This is a genomic window from Bacillus sp. EKM420B, assembly GCF_011065565.1.
Taxonomy (GTDB): Bacteria; Bacillota; Bacilli; order Bacillales; family Bacillaceae; genus Bacillus; species Bacillus velezensis.
Genome location: NZ_JAAMNX010000001.1, coordinates 251794 through 271356 on the forward strand (window position 1 = coordinate 251794; position 19563 = coordinate 271356).

Below are 19563 nucleotides of genomic sequence, written 5' to 3' on the forward strand. Positions count from 1 at the left end.
AAAACCATCGCGGTTTGGGCTTTTTGTTATTTTTCAGTCTGCTGGTAAATCATACTGGCGAGGATAACAAAAACGACGGTCAAAATCGGCAGCATCATCTGTATCATGCCGTGTTCTGCCATGAAAAATGACAGCTTGCTGTCTCCGGCAATCATTTCACCGCCGGTAAATGCGAGAAGACCGCTCCCGGCATACATCAATAAAGGCATTTTTTCCATGGCGGCATGAACGAGCTTACTGCCCCAAATAATAATCGGCACCGAGATGAAGAGACCGATCACTACAAGTGTCAGCTCACCGTGAGAAGCGCCGGCTACTGCGATGACATTGTCAAGCGACATAAAGATATCAGCCAGAACGATTGTGCGGATGGCTTTCCAAAGAGAAGAACTGCTTTTCACATGCTGCGCATCTTTCTTCTCAATCAGAAGCTGATAGCCGAGATACAATAAAAATACCCCGCCTGCGCATTGTAAAAAAGGAACATTCAATAAATAGACCGCAGCGCTCGTCAGAACGATTCTCAAGACGACTGCAATAAATGTTCCGAAGATGATCGCTTGCTGTCTTTGTTTATGGGCCAGATTCCGGCTGGCCATCGCGATGACGACGGCATTGTCACCGCCGAGAATAAGGTCAATCCCGATAATAAGCAGAAGGGACAGCAGGTAATCGTGCGGCATGGTAACACCTCGCTTATAGATCGATTGCTTGTACAGCTAATATATGAAGCAGTGCGCTATTTATGATGGGAACCGGGAGAAAGCCTGTTTTTCAGTGTGAAAATGCTTTTTTATTTCTTTTATAACTGTTTTATCATAAAATAGAAATATAAAGAATTTGCGCTGTCTTCTATAAGGTTAAGATGTGGACGGAATGGGTAAAGTGTAGTAAAGTACTATTCATCGGGAGCTTAGATGTCCCTTCAACATCTTATAAAGAAGGGAAGGTTGGCAAAATGGAAATAGAAAGAATTAATGAGCATACTGTAAAATTTTATATGTCTTATGGTGATATTGAAGATCGCGGTTTTGACAGAGAAGAAATCTGGTACAATCGCGAGCGCAGTGAAGAACTGTTCTGGGAAGTCATGGATGAAGTGCATGATGAAGAGGAATTCGCTGTCGAGGGTCCTCTTTGGATTCAGGTTCAGGCATTGGACAAAGGACTGGAAATAATCGTAACAAAAGCCCAGCTTTCCAAGGACGGACAAAAACTCGAACTGCCGATCCCGGAAGATAAAAAACAAGAGCCGGCAGATGAAAATCTCGATGCTTTACTTGATGATTTCCAGAAAGAAGAGCAGGCCGAGAGCCGGGAAGATAAGGAGCAAAAGCTTCAGTTCACTTTGCGGTTCGATGATTTTGAGGATCTCATCTCGCTATCAAAATTGAATCTTAACGGAATCAAAACGACCTTGTATTCGTTTGAAGACCGATATTATTTATATGCAGATTTTTATGAGCAAACTGATGAAGAGGTTGAAAATCAGCTAAGCATCCTGTTGGAGTACGCGCACGAATCATCAGTCAGCATTCACCGTCTTGAAGAATACGGCAAATTGGTGATCGCTGATCATGCGTTATATACAATAAAAAAACACTTTGCATCATAACAAACCGATTTCTCTCAGCAGAAATCGGTTTTTTTTGTTCTGAATGACAGGATGAACGGCTGAAAACCGTATAACGGCTCTCATCCGCAAACAGGATTATGCCTTCTTCCTGCTGAATACAACAAGATTCAGGAAAGGAGAAGATGCAACATGTTCAGTGCTGTGACTGCCGACGGACGGCTCATTCAGCTGGCCGGAAGCTATTCAAAGGAAAAAGCGGCGGAGCTGAGAAAGAAACGCTGGTTCTGCCCCGTCTGCAAAAGTGAGCTTGATATCAAACTGGGACGGGAGAAACTGCCGCACTTCGCTCATAAAAAAAGCAGGCTGTGTCCCGGGGAATCCGAACCTGAAAGCGAATACCATCTGGAAGGAAAAAGACAGCTTTTTCTCTGGCTGAAGACACAAGGGTGCAGTGTCAGCCTGGAACCGTATCTGACTTCCGCTGGACAGCGGCCTGACTTGACGGCAGAAAGCGGAGAAGAAAGGCTGGCTTTTGAATTTCAATGTGCGAACCTTTCGGCGGACTCTTTAAAGAGCCGGACGGCAGGCCTGAAAAGTGCCGGGTACCGGCCGGTCTGGATCATCGGGGCAAAACAGTTAAAACGGATGGCCGCTCAATTTTTCCGGCTTTCTGCTTTTCACTGGCAGTTCTTTGAAGTCAATTCATTTTCCTCCTTAATGTTTTACTGCCCCGACGCCCGCTCCTTTTACAGGCTGCATTCCATCACTCCGTTTTACACCGGCTATTCTTATGCCGGCTTAACCACAATCCCTCTTCACAAAGCAAACCTGAAAGACATTTGTCATCCGGAAGAGCGGCACAGCGTCAGACTTTCCTCGTGGGGGCGTGCCGTTGCCGGCTTCCGCAGCAAAAGCGGGCGGTTTTTATCAGAAGATGCCGGTCTTATCCGGCGTCTTTTTTACGAAAGACATCAGGTTGCATTTCCATTTCTCCCCTCTGAAGTGTTTATTCCCGTTTCAGCGGGCTTTGTGTTTGCAAGTCCCGTTTTTGTGTGGCAGGGCCATTTATACTTGCGGCTTGCGGAACTTTCTAAAAAAGGCGCTCCGATCCGATTATCCGGCATGGTTCATGATTTACGGCAAAAAATCAGGCATAAGGAAATCCGGATGCGGTATGGTTCACAAGACAGCCTTATCGGAATGGCGGTAAAACAATATGCTGATTTCTTATGCTTGCAGGATTTTTTAAGGGAAATTGAGAATGAAGTATATATGCCCTCATCTCAGCAGAAGCGCCCTCAAACGGCAGAAGAGCTGCGCCGGCGGGACCTGCTCTTTTTTGGGGAATGAGAATGCTTCATTTCGTTCACCCTAACGTCAAGGTGGTGGCGAATGTGAGGGGCGTACAAGCATTTTGTTTTCGTTTTTTCACTGTATTATTGGTATGCTCGGTCTTATATGCCGCATATGATTTGACAAAAGGCAGTGAAAAGCCGGAAGATAATCACAACACAAGTTTTTGGAGAAACAATCGTTTTTTCAATTGGCTTGAAGTAAAGAAAACGAGGGGGATCACCATGACTGAGGAAAATAAAGCAGCACAGCTGCCTGACAGAAGTGAAGTAAAGGCAGAGCATACATGGAGACTAGAGGATATTTTTCCTAGTGATGAGGCCTGGAATAAAGAATTTCAAGCAGTTAAAGAATTAATTCCGAATTTATCTTCTTTTAAAGGCACGCTTGCTCATTCGGCTGATAATTTATACGCGGCGCTTACGGCACAGGATGAAGTGACGAACCGCCTTGGGAAACTTTATGCATACGCACATATGCGCTCAGACCAGGATACGGGAAATTCTTTCTACCAAGGGCTGAACGACAAAGCCGCAAGCCTGTATTCTCAGGCTGCCAGCGCGACTGCTTACATTGAACCGGAAATTCTGGCGATTCAGGAGGACAAGCTGCACCAGTTTATTCTGGAAAAAGAGGAGCTTAAGCTTTACTCCCATGCAATTGAAGAAATTACAAAACAGCGTCCGCACGTGCTGAGCGAACAAGAAGAGGCCCTGCTTGCGGAAGCCTCAGAAGCGCTGTCGTCACCTTCCAATACATTCAGCGTTTTAAATAACGCAGATATTACGTTTCCGTCGATTAAGGATGAAAACGGCAAGGAAACTCAAATCACACACGGCAACTTTATTAATTTCCTGGAAAGCAGCAATCGTGAAGTCCGCAAAAACGCATTTGAAGCCGTATATAAAACATACGGACAGTATAAAAACACGATGGCGACTACACTCAGCGGCACTGTGAAAAAAGATAATTTTTACGCCCGTGTGAAAAAGTATAAATCAGCACGGGAAGCGGCTTTATCCAATAACAGCATTCCTGAAGAGGTTTACGATAACCTTATCAAAACGATCAATAAACATCTTCCGTTATTACACCGTTACATTGACCTGCGGAAAAAGGTGCTCGGCCTTGATGAAGTCCATATTTATGACCTGTACACACCGCTTGTAAAAGATTCGGGAATGAAGGTCACATATGAGGAAGCGAAAGATTATATGCTCAAAGGACTTGCTCCGCTGGGCGAGGAATACGCGTCTATTTTAAAAGAAGGACTTGAAAACCGCTGGGTCGATGTATACGAAAACAAAGGAAAACGCAGCGGTGCTTATTCGTCCGGTACATACGGCACGAATCCGTACATCTTGATGAACTGGCATGACAATGTCAATAATCTGTTTACGCTCGTTCACGAGTTCGGCCATTCCGTGCACAGCTACTATACGAGAAAATATCAGCCGTATCCGTACGGTAACTACAGCATTTTTGTCGCTGAAGTCGCTTCTACGACTAATGAAGCGCTGCTCGGTGAATATATGCTGAACAGCTTAAAGGATGAAAAACAGCGTCTGTACCTGCTCAACCACATGCTTGAAGGGTTCAGAGGCACAGTGTTCAGACAGACGATGTTCGCTGAATTTGAGCATCTGATTCATACGAAAGCGCAGGAAGGCGAGCCGCTAACGCCTGAACTGCTGAACGAACTTTATTATGATTTGAATAAAAAGTATTTCGGTGACAACATGGTGATTGATAAAGAAATCAGTCTGGAATGGTCAAGAATTCCGCATTTCTATTACAATTATTATGTGTATCAATATGCGACAGGCTACAGTGCGGCCCAAGCGCTGAGCAGCCAGATCTTAAAAGAAGGCAAGCCTGCGGTGGAGCGCTATACCGAATTCTTAAAAGCGGGAAGCTCGGAATATCCGATCGACATACTGAAAAAAGCGGGAGTCGATATGACATCGCCTGAACCGATCGAGGCGGCCTGCAAAATGTTTGAAGAGAAACTGAACGAAATGGAAGAGCTTCTTTCGAAAGTGAACCCTTCGTAATTCAAAAAAGCCTGTGCATTAGATGCGCAGGCTTTTTCTAAAACCCCTTAAACGTTTTTCGGTGATTCAGCCGGTACAAGGCAAACAATATGGACAGAAACAGCAGGGGAGATGTAATGTAAATCGGCAGCATGTGCATCATAGCCAGCAGGTTTAAAAAGAAGAAAAACATAATCATTCCGATGATCAATACGGTGCGGAGCATTGATTTCCCTCCTTGTTTATGATTGATATATTCTATGAAAACAAGCAGTCAGTTATGTTTTGTGACAAAAATATGAACATTAATCTTATGGCTTGTCAAAACTCGACAAGATTTGATATGATAAGGATGTGAAATTGATCACAAACAAACATTACCCCTTTGTTTGACCGTGAAAAATTTCTCCCATCCCCTTTGTTGTCGTTAAGACATATGAAACCGCGCTTATCCCGGCGCGGTTTCTTTATTTGCACAAAAAAAGCCGGCTCCGTAAGGAATCAGCTTTTTTTAATGGTCACAACAGGTGACATCCTCCTGGGTGCCGGCCAGAGATTTCCAAAACAGACCGTGCTTTGCTTCCACTCTGGCGACCTTTTTGGCGAATGCCAGTTTTTTCATTTCTTTTTCAACTTCTTCTAGACTCAAATCATAAACGAGTGCGATTTCTTTCGATGCGACAAACCGGAAATATTCAATGAAACATTCCAAAGGCGGCGTTTCAGAAGGCTTCGGTTCATCCCCGAGCATTTCGAATAAGATCTCTTCGTATACGTCATAAGAATAGTTGCCGGGAACCTTCAGCCCTTCATCATCATGCAGACTGTTAAAGAACGTCAATGTCGGGTTGACGGTGACGTCCATTTCCGCCGCGATTTTCATATCGCACTGAAGCGCTTTTACCGCGCTTTGCGAATGGAGGTCGCGCTTGAATTCTTCAACATCCAATTTCGTCTTTTCGGCAATTTCTAAAAGAACGTCTTCATCCGTAATATTCTGCTTGGAGACAAACAGGCTTTCCTGCATGCTGCGGAGAAACAGAATACCCGCTTTTCTTCCCTGCAGTTCGGCCGCTTTTAAAGCGAGTGCGGCAAGGTAGGGCGATGAAAGAGGCTGATCCTGCTCAAGCCAAAGGCTTCCGTCACAGGGCATCCCGGAACGGTTCGCAATTTTTTCCCAAGCTTCGGCAAGAAGGTGTTTTTTCCGCTTTTGCTTATTCAGCGATGTAATGCTCGCGGATACAATGATCCGCAGGGTAAAAAAACGTCCGTATTTGATTTTTAATTTTTTTATGGCGGGCTCCAGCGACCAGCATTCAGGACATAAAGGGTCGACAAACATGTAAATTTCGAGCGGTTTTTTTGGATGTCCGTGGCAATGGGCGAAGTATTGCTCATGCTGATAATTCGTCAATATGATCGATCCTCCGCTTCTGACTGGTTTACCATATGCCTGGCCGTCAGTTCCAGACGCCCGTACAGAAATTCACGAATATCGCCCTCCAGCCCGACCTGATCCATCGCTTTGCTCATACAGCTTAGCCACGCATCAGCCCTCTCGTCCGTAATCGGAAAGGGGAGATGCCTTGCCCTGAGCATGGGATGTCCGTGCTCTTCAGTATAAAGAGGAGGTCCGCCCAAATACTGGGTTAAAAATTGCTTTTGTTTTCTGGCCGTTTCAGTCAAATCACTTGGAAATATCGGCTTCAGCAAGGGATGAGACGAGACACGCTCATAAAAAGTATCAACAAGTTGCGATAGAAGTTCCTCTCCAATCGCTTCATATGGTGCGTTAAACGATTGTCCCATGTTGACTACTCCTTTATATGGCTAATAGGAATCATAATTCCCATTGCGAATTTATCTTTCAGTTTTACTATCTTCAGTTACTGTATATTTTAGCAATAACATTTTATTTCTACAAACAAAGTGCCTTTCTGTCAGGCGCTTGTATTTCATATCATATCACATCGCCTTCATTCATGTGTAAGATTTCACTCCGCAAAAAAACCAGAGGGCGAAGGAAGCCTCTCTGGTTTACGCGTAATACTGCCGGGTTATGTTTTTGACATATTGCTGTGTTTCCTTAAACGGCGGAATGCCTCCGTACCGATCTACGTTGCCGGGGCCTGCGTTGTAGGCGGCTAACGCGAGAGATACATTTCCGTCGTATTTCGTGAGCATCTGCTTTAAGTACTTTGTGCCGCCCTCAGCGTTCTGGACGGGATCAAGCGGGTTTGACACCCCGAGTGATTCTGCCGTGGAAGGCATGAGCTGCATCAGTCCCATTGCCCCCGCACCGCTGACAGCTTTCGGATTAAAGCCTGATTCCTGTTTAATAACCGCGCGGATCAGCTTTTCGTCCACTCCGTATTTTTCGGCCGCTTTCTGAATGGCGCTGTCTATTGAAAAGTTTCCGGTGCTGATATCAGAAGCCGCATCCGGAGACTTTATGCCCGCGGAAGCGGTCTGTGAAGCAGCCGCGGTACCGGATGAAACGGGAATTCTCGGTGAATATGAAGCGTGAGCGGTCCGCACACCGTTTAAAATTCCCGATTCCGGCTGCTGCCGTACGGCTGTGTCCGTATACTGGCTGAGCAGCGCGCTGAAATTGGCAAGCGGGCTTTCTGAAGATTGTCCGCCTGAAGCCGTGCTTGTATGAGAGATTGATTGCAGCGCCATTGACTGCAGCTGGAGAAGGGCCGCCCAATTCGTTATATTCACTGTGTCATTCCACCTTTTTTTGTTTCTGTTCATAAAAACGCTGGATTTTATTTTTCGTGATCCGCTCTGGGATGCCGAATTGCTTGAGCAATTGTTCAAACGCCCGTTTTCCTTCATCCCAGTCAGCAGCCTCGAATTCCAATTCAAAGTCTTCTTTCTCTAAATATCGGCTGTGATCTAAAATGATTGAGCCTTTTTCTGATTCTTTTTCCGCGCGTGCGGTCGACAGCGTTCCGAAGCAGCAAATGTGTTCTGAACGGATTCCTAGACCGTCCAGCTGCCGTTTGACGGGGCCATCCGGAATCTTGAAGACGTCAAGATCCGGTGCCGCCGCAAGCTGTTGGTGCGTTTCCAGCAGACCGACCGCGGCAGGTTCTTTTAAAGTCAGAACGAACGAGCCGTCTTTTTCTCGGATGCGGAGTGCTGATTTTTTTTGTTTCAGGGAAAAATCTTTCGTGTCGAAATAATGATTGACCTGCTGTTTAAAATCATGTTCTTTCATGCAGAGTGCTTCACTCAGCTTCAGAAATTCTGATTTTGTCAGCAGGTTTTTGAATTCAATTTCTATTTCTTGGGTCATGACAGTCTTCCTTTCAGGACGAAAAATTGTATAATTCCCATTATCTCTTTAGAGGTTACGTTTATCAATATCGACCTTGATATGATAAAATAAATGCTGTACTTTGTTAAAAAAGGAGAACATTATGCAAAAGAGAATTGAAATCCAGAATGCATCATTAACAGAAGACGCGCTCCGCTTGAAGTGCGGAGAAGACTTAAGCGGAGCGGAACGCAAAGCCTCAGGTCAAATGCTTGTTGATTCCGATCACTTTGCTTTTGTATACATACTTGAATCAGCTGACTCTTTTGAATATGTCATTATAAAAGAACATGTCTGGCCGGATCTGAAAGAAGCCTTAGACCAAGGAAAACCGGCGGTCCTTGAGGCCGGCGGGAAAACGGTTGAACTTTCAGGGCTGCATGAAGAACTCGATTATCTTCTTGAAAATATTAAAGATAATGCAAACTACGGAGATATGGAAGAAAAAGTGAAAAACGTATTTCTTTAGAACAGGTTCGGAATTGGGGGATGTACGATGGATGACAAACAATGGGAGCAATTTCTAGCGCCATACCGCCAGGCTGTTGAAGAATTAAAGGTGAAGCTGAAAGGCGTCAGAACCCTTTATGAGTATGAAGATGACCACTCACCGATTGAGTTTGTGACTGGCCGCGTGAAGCCGGTGGCGAGCATACTTGAAAAAGCGAGACGAAAAAGCATACCGCTTCATCAGATTGAAACGATGCAGGATATCGCGGGGCTGCGTATTATGTGCCAATTTGTCGATGATATCCAGATCGTCAAAAATATGCTGTTTGCCAGAAAAGATTTTACCGTTGTCGATAAGCGGGATTACATAGCAGAGCATAAGGAAAGCGGATATCGGTCTTACCACCTTGTCGTTTTATATCCTTTACAAACAACGTCCGGAGAAAAGCACGTTCTTGTGGAAATACAGATTCGGACGCTTGCCATGAACTTTTGGGCAACCATTGAGCATTCACTGAATTACAAATACAGCGGGAACATTCCCGAAAAAGTGAAGCTGAGGCTGCAGCGGGCCTCAGAAGCCGCATCCCGGCTCGATGAAGAAATGTCAGAAATCCGCGGAGAAATCCAGGAAGCCCAAGCCGCGTTCTCGCGAAAGAAAAAAGCGGGAGACCGCCAGTAGGAAAGGAGGGGAATGGCATGAAATTTGCCGTTTCTTCAAAAGGAGACGAGGTTTCAGATACACTGAAAAGCAAAATACAGGCGTATTTACTCGATTTTGATATGACCTTGGATGAAAAAGAGCCGGAAATCGTTATTTCCGTCGGCGGTGACGGAACGCTTCTTTACGCATTTCACAGGTACAGCGACCGTCTTGATAAAACGGCTTTTGTCGGAGTTCACACGGGGCATTTGGGTTTTTATGCCGATTGGGTTCCGCAGGAGATAGAAAAGCTCGTTCTGGCCATCGCCAAAACGCCGTATCATACCGTGGAGTATCCCCTTCTTGAGGTGATTGTCACTTATCATGATGAAGAGCGTGAGGAGCGGTATCTGGCTTTGAACGAATGTACGATCAAAAGCATAGAAGGCAGTCTCGTGGCGGACGTGGAAATTAAAGGCCAGCTGTTTGAAACGTTCAGGGGAGACGGTTTATGTCTGTCCACGCCTTCCGGAAGCACGGCTTATAATAAGGCGTTAGGCGGCGCGATCATCCACCCTTCCATCAGGGCGATTCAGCTTGCCGAAATGGCATCCATCAACAACAGAGTGTTCAGGACTGTCGGTTCGCCGCTTTTGCTTCCCGATCATCATAACTGTGTCATCAAACCGAGAAACGACGTAGACTTTCAAGTCACAATTGATCATTTAACCTTGCTGCATAAGGATGTCAAGTCCATTCTATGCCGTGTGGCAAATGAAAAAGTCAGATTTGCAAGATTCCGCCCTTTTCCGTTTTGGAAAAGGGTGCAGGATTCCTTTATCGGAAAAGGCGAATAGAAAGAGGAAACGGATTGGACAACTTTTTTATCCAAAAGAACATGACTGCCCGGGAAGCCGGCATGACGGTAAAAGAATATACGGCGCAGCTCGGCATTTCAAAGCGGCTTCTCGCTGACATTAAATTCGGCGGGGGAGACCTGCTTGTGAACGGAGAGCATGTAACCGTCCGCACCGTGTTAGCGGAGGGAGACGTGCTTAAGATTGAATTTCCGAAGGAGCATGTGAGTGAAACGCTTTTGCCTGAGCCGGTTCCGCTTGATATTCTTTATGAAGATGACCATGTGCTTGTGGTCAATAAACAGCCGTATGTCTCCTCAATTCCATCAAGAGAACACCCGTCGGAAAGCATCGCTAACGGAGTGATCAGCCACTACCGAAAAAGCGGCGTGCCATCAACGGTTCATCTTGTCACCCGCCTTGACAGGGATACATCGGGGGCGATGCTCATCGCCAAACATCGGCTTTCCCATTCTCTTTTGTCGGCAGCGCAGAAAAAGGGGCTTGTCAGCAGGCGGTATCTCGCTGTCGTACACGGGATCATGCCGCAGAAGGAAGGAACGGTGGACGCGCCCATCGGAAGAAAACACGACAGTATTATTGAGCGGATGGTAACGCCGGATGGACAACGAGCGGTGACGCATTTTCAAACGGAAAAAGCGGGACATGCGTTTACGCTTGCAGCCCTGCGGCTGGAAACGGGGCGGACGCATCAAATCCGGGTGCACATGAGCTACCTTGGCCATCCGTTAGTCGGTGATACACTGTACGGCGGAAAAAATGAGGGAATTGCCCGGCAGGCTCTTCACAGTGAGCGGCTTTCATTCGTACACCCCATGACCGGAGAAACGCTCGTTTTTCACGCCCCGGTGCCTGACGATATGAAAACATTAATTGAACACATGTAAAGCCCGAACCGTTTATCGGTTTCGGGCTTTTTTCATGCCTGCCTGCCGTGATCCTCGCGAAATCGTGAAGCATCATAGGGCATTGAGCTTTCCACAGAGACGGTTTCATGCTCCGGAAAACGAAAGCCTGTCAGCTGATTGCCGAAGACGCAGCCTGTATCAATGTTGATCGTATGGTTGACGATCCGGGGGCGTTTTACCGGGGTATGGCCGTACACAACCCACGCCTTGCCTTCATAGTCGGCAGCCCAGTCTCTTCTGACGGGTCTGCCGTCGGGATGCGTTTCACCCGTAATATCGCCGTACAGAACAAATTCTTTTACCTTACGCGAGTATTTACCGATATCGTCAGCTTTTATGCCGGCGTGGGCGACAACGAGATCGCCATTATGTAAAATGTCATAAAGCGGCGCTGACTCATATAATCGGATAAATTGTCCGGAGACTTCCGTTCTGTCGGCGGGAGACAGCTCTTTCAGTTCGGCTGCCGTCGTTTCCAGTCCGTGCATCACTTTTACGGGGTTTCCTTTTAAGTAACGATACAGTTTGTTGCAATGATTTCCCGGGACATAACGGACGGCTCCTTTTTCATATGCTTTTGCCACAAAACGCATCACTTCTACGGATTTTGGGCCTCTGTCCGTTAAATCCCCCGCAAAGACAAGCGTTCTGCCTTCAGAATGGACGGGCGTTCCGTCTTTCACTTCATATCCGAGCTTTTGCATTAAGGCGATCATTTCGTCATAACATCCGTGTATATCGCTGATGATGTCGTAAGCCATTCGTGTCAGCCTCCTTATTAACGGTTTTTTATTTATTATGGGGCTAATTCCTATACCTAATTACGCTGTTTTTGCACAAATTAAAAAAGAATTAAAGAAATAAAGCCTTATCACTTTTTTTTCGCGTTCAGCCTTGTTAGAATATGCGTTATGTTTTTAAAAAAAAGTAAGGTTTCGCCCGCTTAAAGCGGGCTTTTATAACCCTTGTTTTAAGGAGGTATTTACAAATGGAACACACATCAGTCGCATCTTTAGTCGTCGTTTTGATCGTCGCTTTTTTGACGCCGCTCCTTTTACATCGGTTTAAGCTCAGCATCCCCGTCGTCGTCGCGGAGATCATCATGGGGCTTATTATCGGAAAAAGCGGCCTGAATCTTGTCGTTCAGGGAGACACGTGGCTGGAGACGCTGTCTGTTCTCGGCTTTATCTTTTTAATGTTTTTAAGCGGCTTGGAAATTGATTTTTCTTCATTTGAGAAAGGGAAGAAAAAACAATTCCTTCCGAACGGCAAGGAAGCGCCCAACACGTTTTCTGCCGCACTGATTATCTTTTTCGGCATCTTTATTTTATCATTGCTGCTGTCCTATGCCTTTGTATTAGCCGGTTTTATACAAAACGCATTTTTAATGACGCTTATTATTTCGACGATATCACTCGGTGTGGTGGTCCCGACTTTAAAAGAAGAACGGATCATGAACTCCAATATCGGCCAGATCATCCTGCTTGTCGCCGTTATCGCGGACTTGGCTACAATGATTCTGCTCGCTTTCTTCTCTTCTCTTTACGGAGAAGACAGCGGAAATATGTGGCTTCTGTTGATTCTCTTTGCCGCAGGGGTCGTGCTGTATTTCTTCGGCAGGATCTTTAAACACCGTTCATTTGTGCAGTCGATGTCTAAAGGCACCGTGCAGATCGGCACGAGAGCCATTTTCACACTGATTATCGTGCTTGTCGCTTTATCGGAATCTCTCGGGGCGGAAAATATTCTCGGCGCGTTTTTGGCAGGCGTTCTGGTATCGCTTCTGTCTCCGAATAAAGAAATGGTGGAACAGCTGGATTCCTTCGGCTACGGGTTTTTAATTCCGATCTTTTTCGTCATGGTCGGGGTGAAATTGGATATTTGGACGCTTTTCCAAGATCCGAAAACATTAACGATGATTCCGCTTCTTCTGCTTGCGCTGTTTATCAGCAAAATGTTCCCGGTGTTTTATTTAAAGAAATGGTACGACAAAAGAACCGTGTTTGCTTCGGGCTTTTTGCTGACGTCCACGCTGTCGCTTGTTATCGCAGCGGCTACGATCGGAGAAAGGCTCCACATTATCAGCGCCAATATGTCCGGCGCGCTGACTTTAGTTGCGGTTATTGCCAGCATCATCACGCCGATCGGCTTTAAGAAATTATTCAAACGGCAAAGCGCGCCGCAGGAAAAAAAGCGCATCACATTTATCGGCGCCAACCAAATGACGCTCCCGGTTACGCTGGAATTGCCAGAGGAGGAATATGAAGTACGGGTCGTCCATGTGTATCAGGAAAATGCCGGGGAAACGCTTGCGGAATCCGTTTTTTCGGTTGACACGATTTCTGATTACGAGCCCGGCACGCTTGAGTCGCACGGTATTTTTAAAACGGATATTCTTGTCGTGGCGACGGGAAATGAAGATGTGAACGCTGAAATCGCCTTACTAGCGAAAGAGAAAGGGACTGAGCGTATCATCGCAAGCGTCGGCTCGGTTGAGCATGAAACAAAACTGAAAGAAGAGGGCATCAGTATTTTTTCTATCCTTCTGTCTACAAAAACGCTGCTGCGCGCGTTAATTGAGGCGCCGGGCGTGATGAGCCTCCTGACGAATGAGGAGTCTTCGTTATATCAGATCAATCTGGAAAACCCGGCGTATAACGGCATCATTCTGCGGGAATTTCCGCTGATGGGCGATGTGATTTTCGTCCGGATTTTCAGAGGTGTGGACAGCATCGTTCCGCACGGAGATACGCGGCTGAAAACAGGAGACCGTCTCATCGTCACGGGTTCGCGCAACTACGTGTCGGAACTGAGAAAAGTCCTTGAAGCTTGACCAAATTCCAATTCGTGATAATATAGAAGGCATAACAAATAAATCATTAATCGTATGACCACTAGGGGTGTCCTTCATAAGGGCTGAGATAAAAGTGAGACTTTTAGACCCTCATAACTTGAACAGGTTCAGACCTGCGTAGGGAAGTGGAGCGGTATTTTTTTGGGGTTCCTTTTATCCATTTAAATTCCAAACCACTTTTCCGATGCGGGAAAGTGGTTTTTTTATTTTATCAGGGGGGGAAGACATGATGACATTTTCTGAAGAATGCAGACAGGCGGCTGCCGAATGGTGGGACGGAAGTTTTGTTCATCCGTTTGTAACGGGAATCGGTGACGGAAGCCTGCCGATTGACCGTTTCAGTTATTACGTGCTGCAAGATTCCTACTATTTGACGCATTTTGCAAAAGTTCAGGCGTTCGGCGCCGCATATGCCGAAGACTTGTTTACGACGGGCAGGATGGCGGGCCACGCTCAAGGGACATATGAAGCGGAAATGGCGCTGCACCGCGAGTTTACGGAGCTTTTAGGAATTACGGAAGAAGAGCGTGCGGCATTTAAACCGGCACCGACCGCCTATTCTTATACGTCTCATATGTACAGATCGGTGATGAGCGGCAATTTTGGAGAAATATTAGCTGCGCTTCTGCCCTGTTATTGGCTTTATTATGAAGTCGGCGAACACTTAAAAGAGTGCAAACCGGAGCATCCGATTTATGAAAAATGGATCGGTACATACGGCGGAGACTGGTTCAGACAGCAGGTCGAAGAACAGATCAGCCGTTTTGACGAGATTGCTGAAAACAGCACAGAGGAAATCCGCGCGAAAATGAAAGAGAATTTTGTGATTTCAAGCTATTATGAATATCAATTTTGGGGAATGGCTTATCAAAAAGAAGGCTGGTCCGAGAAGGACGGAAAAGAGGTGGAATCCTTTGGAGCTGCACGCGGTAACTGATAATCGCAAACCCGTTGCCGAGCTGGCCGAGGATATTCTATCGATTCAGCGCGAAGTGAGCTTTATCCATATCCGTGAGCGGGATAAAACAGCGGGAGAGATTATGCAGCTTTTGTCCCTTTTGAAAAAGGGCGGAGCGGATAAGGACAAATTGATCATCAATGACAGGGCGGATATCGCGCTTTTTGCCAACATACACCGTGTTCAGCTTCCGTCCCGCAGCTTTTCCGTAAAGCAGGTGCGAAGCAGATTTCCCCATCTTCATATCGGACGTTCGGTCCATTCGCTGGAAGAAGCCATCCAAGCTGAAAAGGAAGATGCGGACTATGTGGTGTTCGGCCATATATTTGAAACCGAATGTAAACAAGGACTTGAAGCAAGAGGCATCAGCCTGCTTTCAGAGATCAAACGCACGCTTTCCATCCCCGTTATCGCAATCGGCGGAATGACACTGCAGACGATCGGACACACAAAGCAGGCGAAGCCGGACGGAATTGCCGTCATGTCAGGCATTTTCTCAGCTGAAAATCCTGAGGAGGCGGCAAAACGGTATGCACGCGCGGTAAGGGAGGCCGATTATGAAGAAACACTATGATACGGCGGTGATCGGCGGCGGAATTATCGGGTGCGCCATTTCTTATGAGCTGGCGAAGACGCAGCAGAACGTTGTCTTGTTTGAAGCCGGAGAAGTCGGCCGAAAAACGACAAGCGCTGCCGCGGGAATGCTGGGCGCTCATGCGGAATGTGAAAAACGGGATGCGTTTTTTGATTTTGCCATGCACAGTCAAAGGCTGTATGAAGCGGCGGGGCAAGAGCTTGAGGAAGTTTGCGGCATTGACATCAGGCGCCATAACGGCGGAATGCTTAAACTGGCGTATACCGAAGAAGATATCGCCCGTTTACGGAAGATGGATGATCTGCCTTCCGTCACTTGGCTTTCAGCGGAAGATGCCCTTGAAAAAGAGCCTTACGCTTCAAAAGACATTCTCGGCGCCAGTTTTATAAAAGACGATGTCCATGTCGAACCGTACTATGTTTGCAAAGCGTATGCAAAAGGGGCGCGGCGCTATGGCGCTGACATATATGAGCATACACAAGTCACTTCCGTAAAACGGGTGAACGGAGAATACTGCATCACAACGTCCGGCGGGGATGTTTATGCTGACAAAGTTGCAGTTGCAAGCGGTGTATGGAGCGGCCGGTTTTTCAGCCAGCTCGGCTTGGGACAGCCTTTTTTTCCTGTGAAAGGAGAATGCCTTTCCGTGTGGAATGACGATACCCCGCTGACCAAAACCCTTTACCATGATCATTGTTATGTCGTCCCGAGAAAAAGCGGCCGGCTTGTCATCGGCGCCACGATGAAACAGGGTGACTGGAGCGATACGCCTGACATCGGAGGAATTGAGGCCGTCATTGCAAAAGCGAAAACCATGCTTCCCGCCATCGAACATATGAAAATAGACCGGTTTTGGGCGGGGCTCAGGCCGGGAACAAAAGACGGCAAGCCGTTTATCGGGCGGCATCCTGAAGACAGCGGCATCATCTTCGCCGCCGGCCATTTTCGGAACGGCATCCTGTTGGCGCCGGCAACGGCTGTAATGGTGCGGGATATGATCTTGGGGCAACAAGTCAAACGGGAATGGGAAGAAGCGTTTCGAATCGATCGCAAGGAGGCTGTTCATATATGATCCTTCAGCTGAACGGAAAACAAATTGATTGGAATCGAAAAGAGGGGACGGTTCAGGATTTGCTTGAATCGTACCAGCTTGATCAAAGAATCGTAGTTGTGGAGAGAAATAAAGAAATCATTGAAAAAAAGAATTATGAAAATACAAGTTTGTGTGACCGTGATGTCATAGAAATTGTCCATTTTGTAGGAGGCGGATGAGGATGTTAACAATAGGCGGTAAACAGTTTCGGTCAAGATTGCTGTTAGGAACGGGAAAATATCCGAGTTTTGAGATTCAGAAAGAGGCGGTGGCCGTCTCGGAATCAGATATTTTAACCTTTGCGGTGCGGCGGATGAACATCTTTGAAGAGTCTCAGCCTAACTTTCTCGAACAGCTTGACTTGTCTAAATACACGCTTCTGCCGAATACGGCCGGCGCCGCAACGGCTGAAGAGGCGGTCCGAATCGCAAGGCTTGCCAAAGCTTCAGGGCTTTGTGACATGATAAAAGTAGAAGTCATCGGATGCAGCCGGTCACTTTTGCCTGATCCGGTTGAAACGCTGAAAGCATCAGAACAGCTGCTCGAAGAGGGATTTATCGTGCTTCCGTATACGTCAGACGATGTCGTGCTCGCAAGACATCTTGAGGAGCTCGGAGTGCATGCCATTATGCCGGGCGCTTCGCCGATCGGTTCCGGTCAGGGAATTTTAAATCCGCTGAATCTTTCTTTTATCATTGAACAGGCGAAGGTGCCGGTCATTGTCGATGCCGGCGTCGGATCTTCAAAAGACGCCGCCTACGCGATGGAGCTCGGGGCTGACGGCGTGCTGTTAAATACCGCTGTATCAGGCGCTGATGATCCGGTCAAAATGGCCCGGGCGATGAAGCTTGCCGTAGAAGCGGGCCGTCTTTCTTATGAAGCCGGGAGAATTCCGGTGAAAGATTACGGAACTGCAAGCAGTCCGCGAGACGGTCTTCCGGTATGACGGACAGATATTCCAGACAGGAGCTGTTTCAGCCGATCGGTCCCTCCGGCCAAGAGAAGATCCGGGCGTCTCATGCCGTGATTATCGGCGCGGGTGCGCTTGGGACGGCAAGTGCGGAGATGCTTGTCAGAGCAGGGGTCGGGAAGGTAACGATCGCTGACAGAGATTATGTGGAGTGGAGTAATCTCCAGCGCCAGCAGCTTTATACCGAAGACGATGTCAGACAGGAAATGCCGAAAGCCGCGGCGGCTGAAAAACGGCTTCGATCTATAAATAGCGATGTAGAGGTCGAGGGATTTGTCATGGATGTTACTGCGGAAAACGCACCCGGATTGATTCGTGACGCCTCCCTCATCGTGGATGCCGCCGACAACTTTGAAACGAGACTGATTGTGAACGATGCTGCTGTGCAGAAAGGGATTCCCTTTCTGTACGGCGCCTGTGTCGGCAGCTACGGGCTCTCTTTTACCGTCATTCCCGGTGTCACGCCGTGCTTTCACTGTCTGCTTGAGACATTGCCCTTAGGCGGTATGACATGTGATACGGCGGGAATCATCAGCCCGGCTGTATTGCAGACGGCCGTTTTTCAGGCAGCAGATGCGCTGAAGCTGTTAACGGGCGGATCTATCGAGCATGTTCTCCGTTCCTTTGATTTATGGAAAAATGAACGGTCAGAAATAAACGTCGCCCGTCTTAAGTCGGCTGATTGCCCAAGCTGCGGCACAAACGATTTTCCGTTTTTATCCTATGAAAATCAGACAAAAGCGGCGGTTCTGTGCGGGCGGAACACGGTGCAGATCAGAACGGGGATTTCCGAACAGTTTGATCTGCAAAACCTTGCGGGACAGCTCAGACGGGCAGGGCTTGATGTTTCAGCCAACCCGTATTTAATTTCGTTTTGCACAGACAATTTCAAGATGGTACTGTTTCGTGACGGCAGAGCATTAATACATGGCACAAGTGATATCAGCAGAGCGAAATCCTTTTATCATAAATGGATCGGATAATGCGAAAGGAGCGAAAAACATCATGAGCATATGCAAAGCATTGACGATTGCCGGATCAGATTCAGGAGGCGGCGCCGGTATACAGGCGGATCTCAAAACCTTTCAGGAGCTCGGCGTTTTCGGAATGTCAGCCATTACAGCGGTAACCGCCCAGAACACGTTGGGCGTTCACGGCATTTATCCGCTCACCCGGGAGGCGCTGGGCAGCCAGATTGACGCGGTGGCGGAAGATTTGCGGCCTGACGCTGTAAAAACGGGAATGCTGTGGAGCGCGGAAATGATTGCGGAAATTGCGGAAAAAACGGATCAGTACGGGCTTGATCATCTCATCACCGATCCCGTCATGATTGCCAAAGGAGGCGCTTCCCTGCTGCGTGAGGAATCTCAGGCCGCGTTAAAAGAGCTGTTAATTCCGCGCAGCTATGCGGTGACGCCGAATGTTCCGGAAGCTGAGGTATTGACGGGGATGGAAATCCGCACGTTTGAGGACCGGAAAAAAGCGGCCGAACGCCTTTGCAAGCTTGGGGCAAAGCATGTCATCATAAAAGGCGGACATCAGCCTGAACAGGGGAGAATCGTTGATTTATTATTTGACGGTTCGTCTTTTACCCAAATCAGCCACGCTTATATTGACACGAAACACACCCATGGAACAGGCTGCACGTTCGCAGCCGCGCTGACGGCGGAAACGGCAAAGGGGAAAAACATTCAGACCGCGTTTGAGACAGCCGTCAATTTTGTGCGGGAAGCCGTGGAACATACGCTCGGCATCGGAGCGGGACACGGCCCGACCAATCATTTTGCCTTTAAAAGGAACAGTCTGCAGACGAGATAAAAAAGAGGCCGCTTCAACATTCGCGGTCTTTTTCCCATGCTTTCAATCTGGACAAGGTTATGATATGATAAAAATTAAGATCAGGTACTAAAACTATGTCTTTAAGACG

22 protein-coding genes and 1 riboswitch are annotated in these 19563 nt (G+C 47.3%); of the genes, 15 read left to right on the forward strand and 7 right to left on the reverse strand.

What is annotated here, in order from left to right:
* Positions 1 to 26 precede the first annotated feature (26 nt).
* Positions 27 to 683, reverse strand: a complete 657-nt coding sequence (locus G9F48_RS01340; protein WP_003155033.1) for a TerC family protein — start codon at positions 681 to 683, stop codon at positions 27 to 29.
* A gap of 275 nt (positions 684 to 958) precedes the next feature.
* Between G9F48_RS01340 and mecA the strand changes: the two genes are divergently transcribed.
* The 3 genes from mecA to pepF all read left to right on the forward strand — a co-directional run bounded on the left by mecA (position 959) and on the right by pepF (position 4983).
* Complete coding sequence (mecA, locus tag G9F48_RS01345; protein WP_003155032.1) at positions 959 to 1615, forward strand: adaptor protein MecA; 657 nt, start codon at positions 959 to 961, stop codon at positions 1613 to 1615.
* A 150-nt stretch (positions 1616 to 1765) separates the two neighbouring features.
* Complete coding sequence (locus G9F48_RS01350; protein WP_165408904.1) at positions 1766 to 2926, forward strand: competence protein CoiA family protein; 1161 nt, start codon at positions 1766 to 1768, stop codon at positions 2924 to 2926.
* Positions 2927 to 3153: 227 nt separating this feature from the next.
* Positions 3154 to 4983, forward strand: a complete 1830-nt coding sequence (gene pepF, locus G9F48_RS01355) for an oligoendopeptidase F (protein ID WP_003155028.1) — start codon at positions 3154 to 3156, stop codon at positions 4981 to 4983.
* A gap of 37 nt (positions 4984 to 5020) precedes the next feature.
* Here the strand turns inward: pepF and G9F48_RS01360 are convergent, their stop codons facing one another.
* From G9F48_RS01360 to G9F48_RS01380, 5 genes are all read right to left on the reverse strand, one after another.
* Positions 5021 to 5188 carry a hypothetical protein gene (locus tag G9F48_RS01360; protein WP_165408905.1) on the reverse strand — a complete coding sequence of 56 codons (168 nt, stop codon included), beginning with the start codon at positions 5186 to 5188 and terminating at the stop codon, positions 5021 to 5023.
* Between the two features lie 285 nt (positions 5189 to 5473).
* The gene (gene spxH / locus G9F48_RS01365; protein ID WP_003155024.1) at positions 5474 to 6376 is read right to left on the reverse strand and encodes a protease adaptor protein SpxH; all 903 of its coding nucleotides are present in this window, start codon (positions 6374 to 6376) and stop codon (positions 5474 to 5476) included.
* Positions 6373 to 6771 carry a globin domain-containing protein gene (locus G9F48_RS01370; RefSeq protein WP_003155023.1) on the reverse strand — a complete coding sequence of 133 codons (399 nt, stop codon included), beginning with the start codon at positions 6769 to 6771 and terminating at the stop codon, positions 6373 to 6375. The genes spxH and G9F48_RS01370 overlap by 4 nt, the downstream gene beginning before the upstream one ends.
* Before the next feature lie 228 nt (positions 6772 to 6999).
* Positions 7000 to 7686: a lytic transglycosylase domain-containing protein gene (locus G9F48_RS01375; protein ID WP_070081628.1), complete on the reverse strand. Its 687-nt coding sequence runs from the start codon at positions 7684 to 7686 to the stop codon at positions 7000 to 7002.
* A 4-nt stretch (positions 7687 to 7690) separates the two neighbouring features.
* Complete coding sequence (locus G9F48_RS01380) at positions 7691 to 8266, reverse strand: CYTH domain-containing protein (RefSeq protein ID WP_165408906.1); 576 nt, start codon at positions 8264 to 8266, stop codon at positions 7691 to 7693.
* A gap of 124 nt (positions 8267 to 8390) precedes the next feature.
* Here G9F48_RS01380 and G9F48_RS01385 point away from each other — a divergent pair, with 124 nt between their 5' ends.
* Genes G9F48_RS01385 through G9F48_RS01400 form a run of 4 tightly spaced genes read left to right on the forward strand, consistent with a single transcriptional unit; the run spans position 8391 to position 11145 of the window.
* Positions 8391 to 8756, forward strand: coding sequence for a UPF0738 family protein (locus tag G9F48_RS01385; protein WP_070081630.1), 366 nt, complete (start codon positions 8391 to 8393; stop codon positions 8754 to 8756).
* Between the two features lie 27 nt (positions 8757 to 8783).
* Entirely contained in the window at positions 8784 to 9419 is a 636-nt protein-coding gene (gene yjbM, locus G9F48_RS01390) for a GTP diphosphokinase (RefSeq protein ID WP_003155019.1), read from the forward strand.
* A gap of 17 nt (positions 9420 to 9436) precedes the next feature.
* The gene (locus G9F48_RS01395; protein WP_003155018.1) at positions 9437 to 10237 is read left to right on the forward strand and encodes an NAD kinase; all 801 of its coding nucleotides are present in this window, start codon (positions 9437 to 9439) and stop codon (positions 10235 to 10237) included.
* A gap of 14 nt (positions 10238 to 10251) precedes the next feature.
* Complete coding sequence (locus tag G9F48_RS01400) at positions 10252 to 11145, forward strand: RluA family pseudouridine synthase (RefSeq protein ID WP_165408907.1); 894 nt, start codon at positions 10252 to 10254, stop codon at positions 11143 to 11145.
* Between the two features lie 32 nt (positions 11146 to 11177).
* Here G9F48_RS01400 and prpE read toward each other — a convergent pair whose 3' ends face one another.
* Positions 11178 to 11927, reverse strand: a complete 750-nt coding sequence (gene prpE / locus G9F48_RS01405; RefSeq protein ID WP_146276515.1) for a bis(5'-nucleosyl)-tetraphosphatase PrpE — start codon at positions 11925 to 11927, stop codon at positions 11178 to 11180.
* Positions 11928 to 12154: 227 nt separating this feature from the next.
* Here prpE and G9F48_RS01410 point away from each other — a divergent pair, with 227 nt between their 5' ends.
* The 8 genes from G9F48_RS01410 (at position 12155) to thiD (ending at position 19454) form a co-directional block, all read left to right on the forward strand.
* Positions 12155 to 13999 (forward strand): monovalent cation:proton antiporter family protein, encoded by a 1845-nt coding sequence (locus tag G9F48_RS01410; RefSeq protein ID WP_102421730.1) that lies wholly within the window; start codon positions 12155 to 12157, stop codon positions 13997 to 13999.
* A gap of 53 nt (positions 14000 to 14052) precedes the next feature.
* A riboswitch (TPP riboswitch) is annotated at positions 14053 to 14161 on the forward strand.
* An 88-nt stretch (positions 14162 to 14249) separates the two neighbouring features.
* Entirely contained in the window at positions 14250 to 14957 is a 708-nt protein-coding gene (tenA, locus tag G9F48_RS01415) for a thiaminase II (RefSeq protein ID WP_003155011.1), read from the forward strand.
* Positions 14935 to 15552, forward strand: coding sequence for a thiazole tautomerase TenI (tenI, locus tag G9F48_RS01420; RefSeq protein ID WP_061890947.1), 618 nt, complete (start codon positions 14935 to 14937; stop codon positions 15550 to 15552). The genes tenA and tenI overlap by 23 nt, the downstream gene beginning before the upstream one ends.
* Complete coding sequence (gene thiO, locus G9F48_RS01425) at positions 15536 to 16645, forward strand: glycine oxidase ThiO (protein ID WP_165408908.1); 1110 nt, start codon at positions 15536 to 15538, stop codon at positions 16643 to 16645. The genes tenI and thiO overlap by 17 nt, the downstream gene beginning before the upstream one ends.
* The gene (gene thiS / locus G9F48_RS01430; protein WP_003155008.1) at positions 16642 to 16845 is read left to right on the forward strand and encodes a sulfur carrier protein ThiS; all 204 of its coding nucleotides are present in this window, start codon (positions 16642 to 16644) and stop codon (positions 16843 to 16845) included. The genes thiO and thiS overlap by 4 nt, the downstream gene beginning before the upstream one ends.
* The gene (thiG, locus tag G9F48_RS01435) at positions 16842 to 17612 is read left to right on the forward strand and encodes a thiazole synthase (RefSeq protein WP_165408909.1); all 771 of its coding nucleotides are present in this window, start codon (positions 16842 to 16844) and stop codon (positions 17610 to 17612) included. Before thiS ends, thiG begins: the two co-directional genes overlap by 4 nt.
* On the forward strand, positions 17609 to 18619 hold the full coding sequence (gene thiF, locus G9F48_RS01440; RefSeq protein WP_165408910.1) for a thiazole biosynthesis adenylyltransferase ThiF: 1011 nt from the start codon (positions 17609 to 17611) through the stop codon (positions 18617 to 18619). Before thiG ends, thiF begins: the two co-directional genes overlap by 4 nt.
* A gap of 22 nt (positions 18620 to 18641) precedes the next feature.
* Positions 18642 to 19454, forward strand: a complete 813-nt coding sequence (gene thiD / locus G9F48_RS01445) for a bifunctional hydroxymethylpyrimidine kinase/phosphomethylpyrimidine kinase (RefSeq protein WP_070081636.1) — start codon at positions 18642 to 18644, stop codon at positions 19452 to 19454.
* The last annotated feature ends 109 nt before the right edge of the window (positions 19455 to 19563 follow it).

Bases quoted from the DNA above. Each gene is read 5' to 3' on its own strand.
- G9F48_RS01395 (WP_003155018.1), top strand. From the start codon at position 9,437: ATGAAATTTGCCGTTTCTTCAAAAGGAGACGAGGTTTCAGATACACTG.
- thiG (WP_165408909.1), top strand. From the start codon at position 16,842: ATGAGGATGTTAACAATAGGCGGTAAACAGTTTCGGTCAAGATTGCTG.
- pepF (WP_003155028.1), top strand. From the start codon at position 3,154: ATGACTGAGGAAAATAAAGCAGCACAGCTGCCTGACAGAAGTGAAGTA.
- G9F48_RS01350 (WP_165408904.1), top strand. From the start codon at position 1,766: ATGTTCAGTGCTGTGACTGCCGACGGACGGCTCATTCAGCTGGCCGGA.
- G9F48_RS01385 (WP_070081630.1), top strand. From the start codon at position 8,391: ATGCAAAAGAGAATTGAAATCCAGAATGCATCATTAACAGAAGACGCG.
- thiO (WP_165408908.1), top strand. From the start codon at position 15,536: ATGAAGAAACACTATGATACGGCGGTGATCGGCGGCGGAATTATCGGG.
- G9F48_RS01380 (WP_165408906.1), bottom strand. From the start codon at position 8,266: ATGACCCAAGAAATAGAAATTGAATTCAAAAACCTGCTGACAAAATCA.
- prpE (WP_146276515.1), bottom strand. From the start codon at position 11,927: ATGGCTTACGACATCATCAGCGATATACACGGATGTTATGACGAAATG.
- yjbM (WP_003155019.1), top strand. From the start codon at position 8,784: ATGGATGACAAACAATGGGAGCAATTTCTAGCGCCATACCGCCAGGCT.
- G9F48_RS01340 (WP_003155033.1), bottom strand. From the start codon at position 683: ATGCCGCACGATTACCTGCTGTCCCTTCTGCTTATTATCGGGATTGAC.
- tenA (WP_003155011.1), top strand. From the start codon at position 14,250: ATGACATTTTCTGAAGAATGCAGACAGGCGGCTGCCGAATGGTGGGAC.
- G9F48_RS01370 (WP_003155023.1), bottom strand. From the start codon at position 6,771: ATGGGACAATCGTTTAACGCACCATATGAAGCGATTGGAGAGGAACTT.
- G9F48_RS01360 (WP_165408905.1), bottom strand. From the start codon at position 5,188: ATGCTCCGCACCGTATTGATCATCGGAATGATTATGTTTTTCTTCTTT.
- thiS (WP_003155008.1), top strand. From the start codon at position 16,642: ATGATCCTTCAGCTGAACGGAAAACAAATTGATTGGAATCGAAAAGAG.
- thiD (WP_070081636.1), top strand. From the start codon at position 18,642: ATGAGCATATGCAAAGCATTGACGATTGCCGGATCAGATTCAGGAGGC.
- mecA (WP_003155032.1), top strand. From the start codon at position 959: ATGGAAATAGAAAGAATTAATGAGCATACTGTAAAATTTTATATGTCT.
- G9F48_RS01410 (WP_102421730.1), top strand. From the start codon at position 12,155: ATGGAACACACATCAGTCGCATCTTTAGTCGTCGTTTTGATCGTCGCT.
- thiF (WP_165408910.1), top strand. From the start codon at position 17,609: ATGACGGACAGATATTCCAGACAGGAGCTGTTTCAGCCGATCGGTCCC.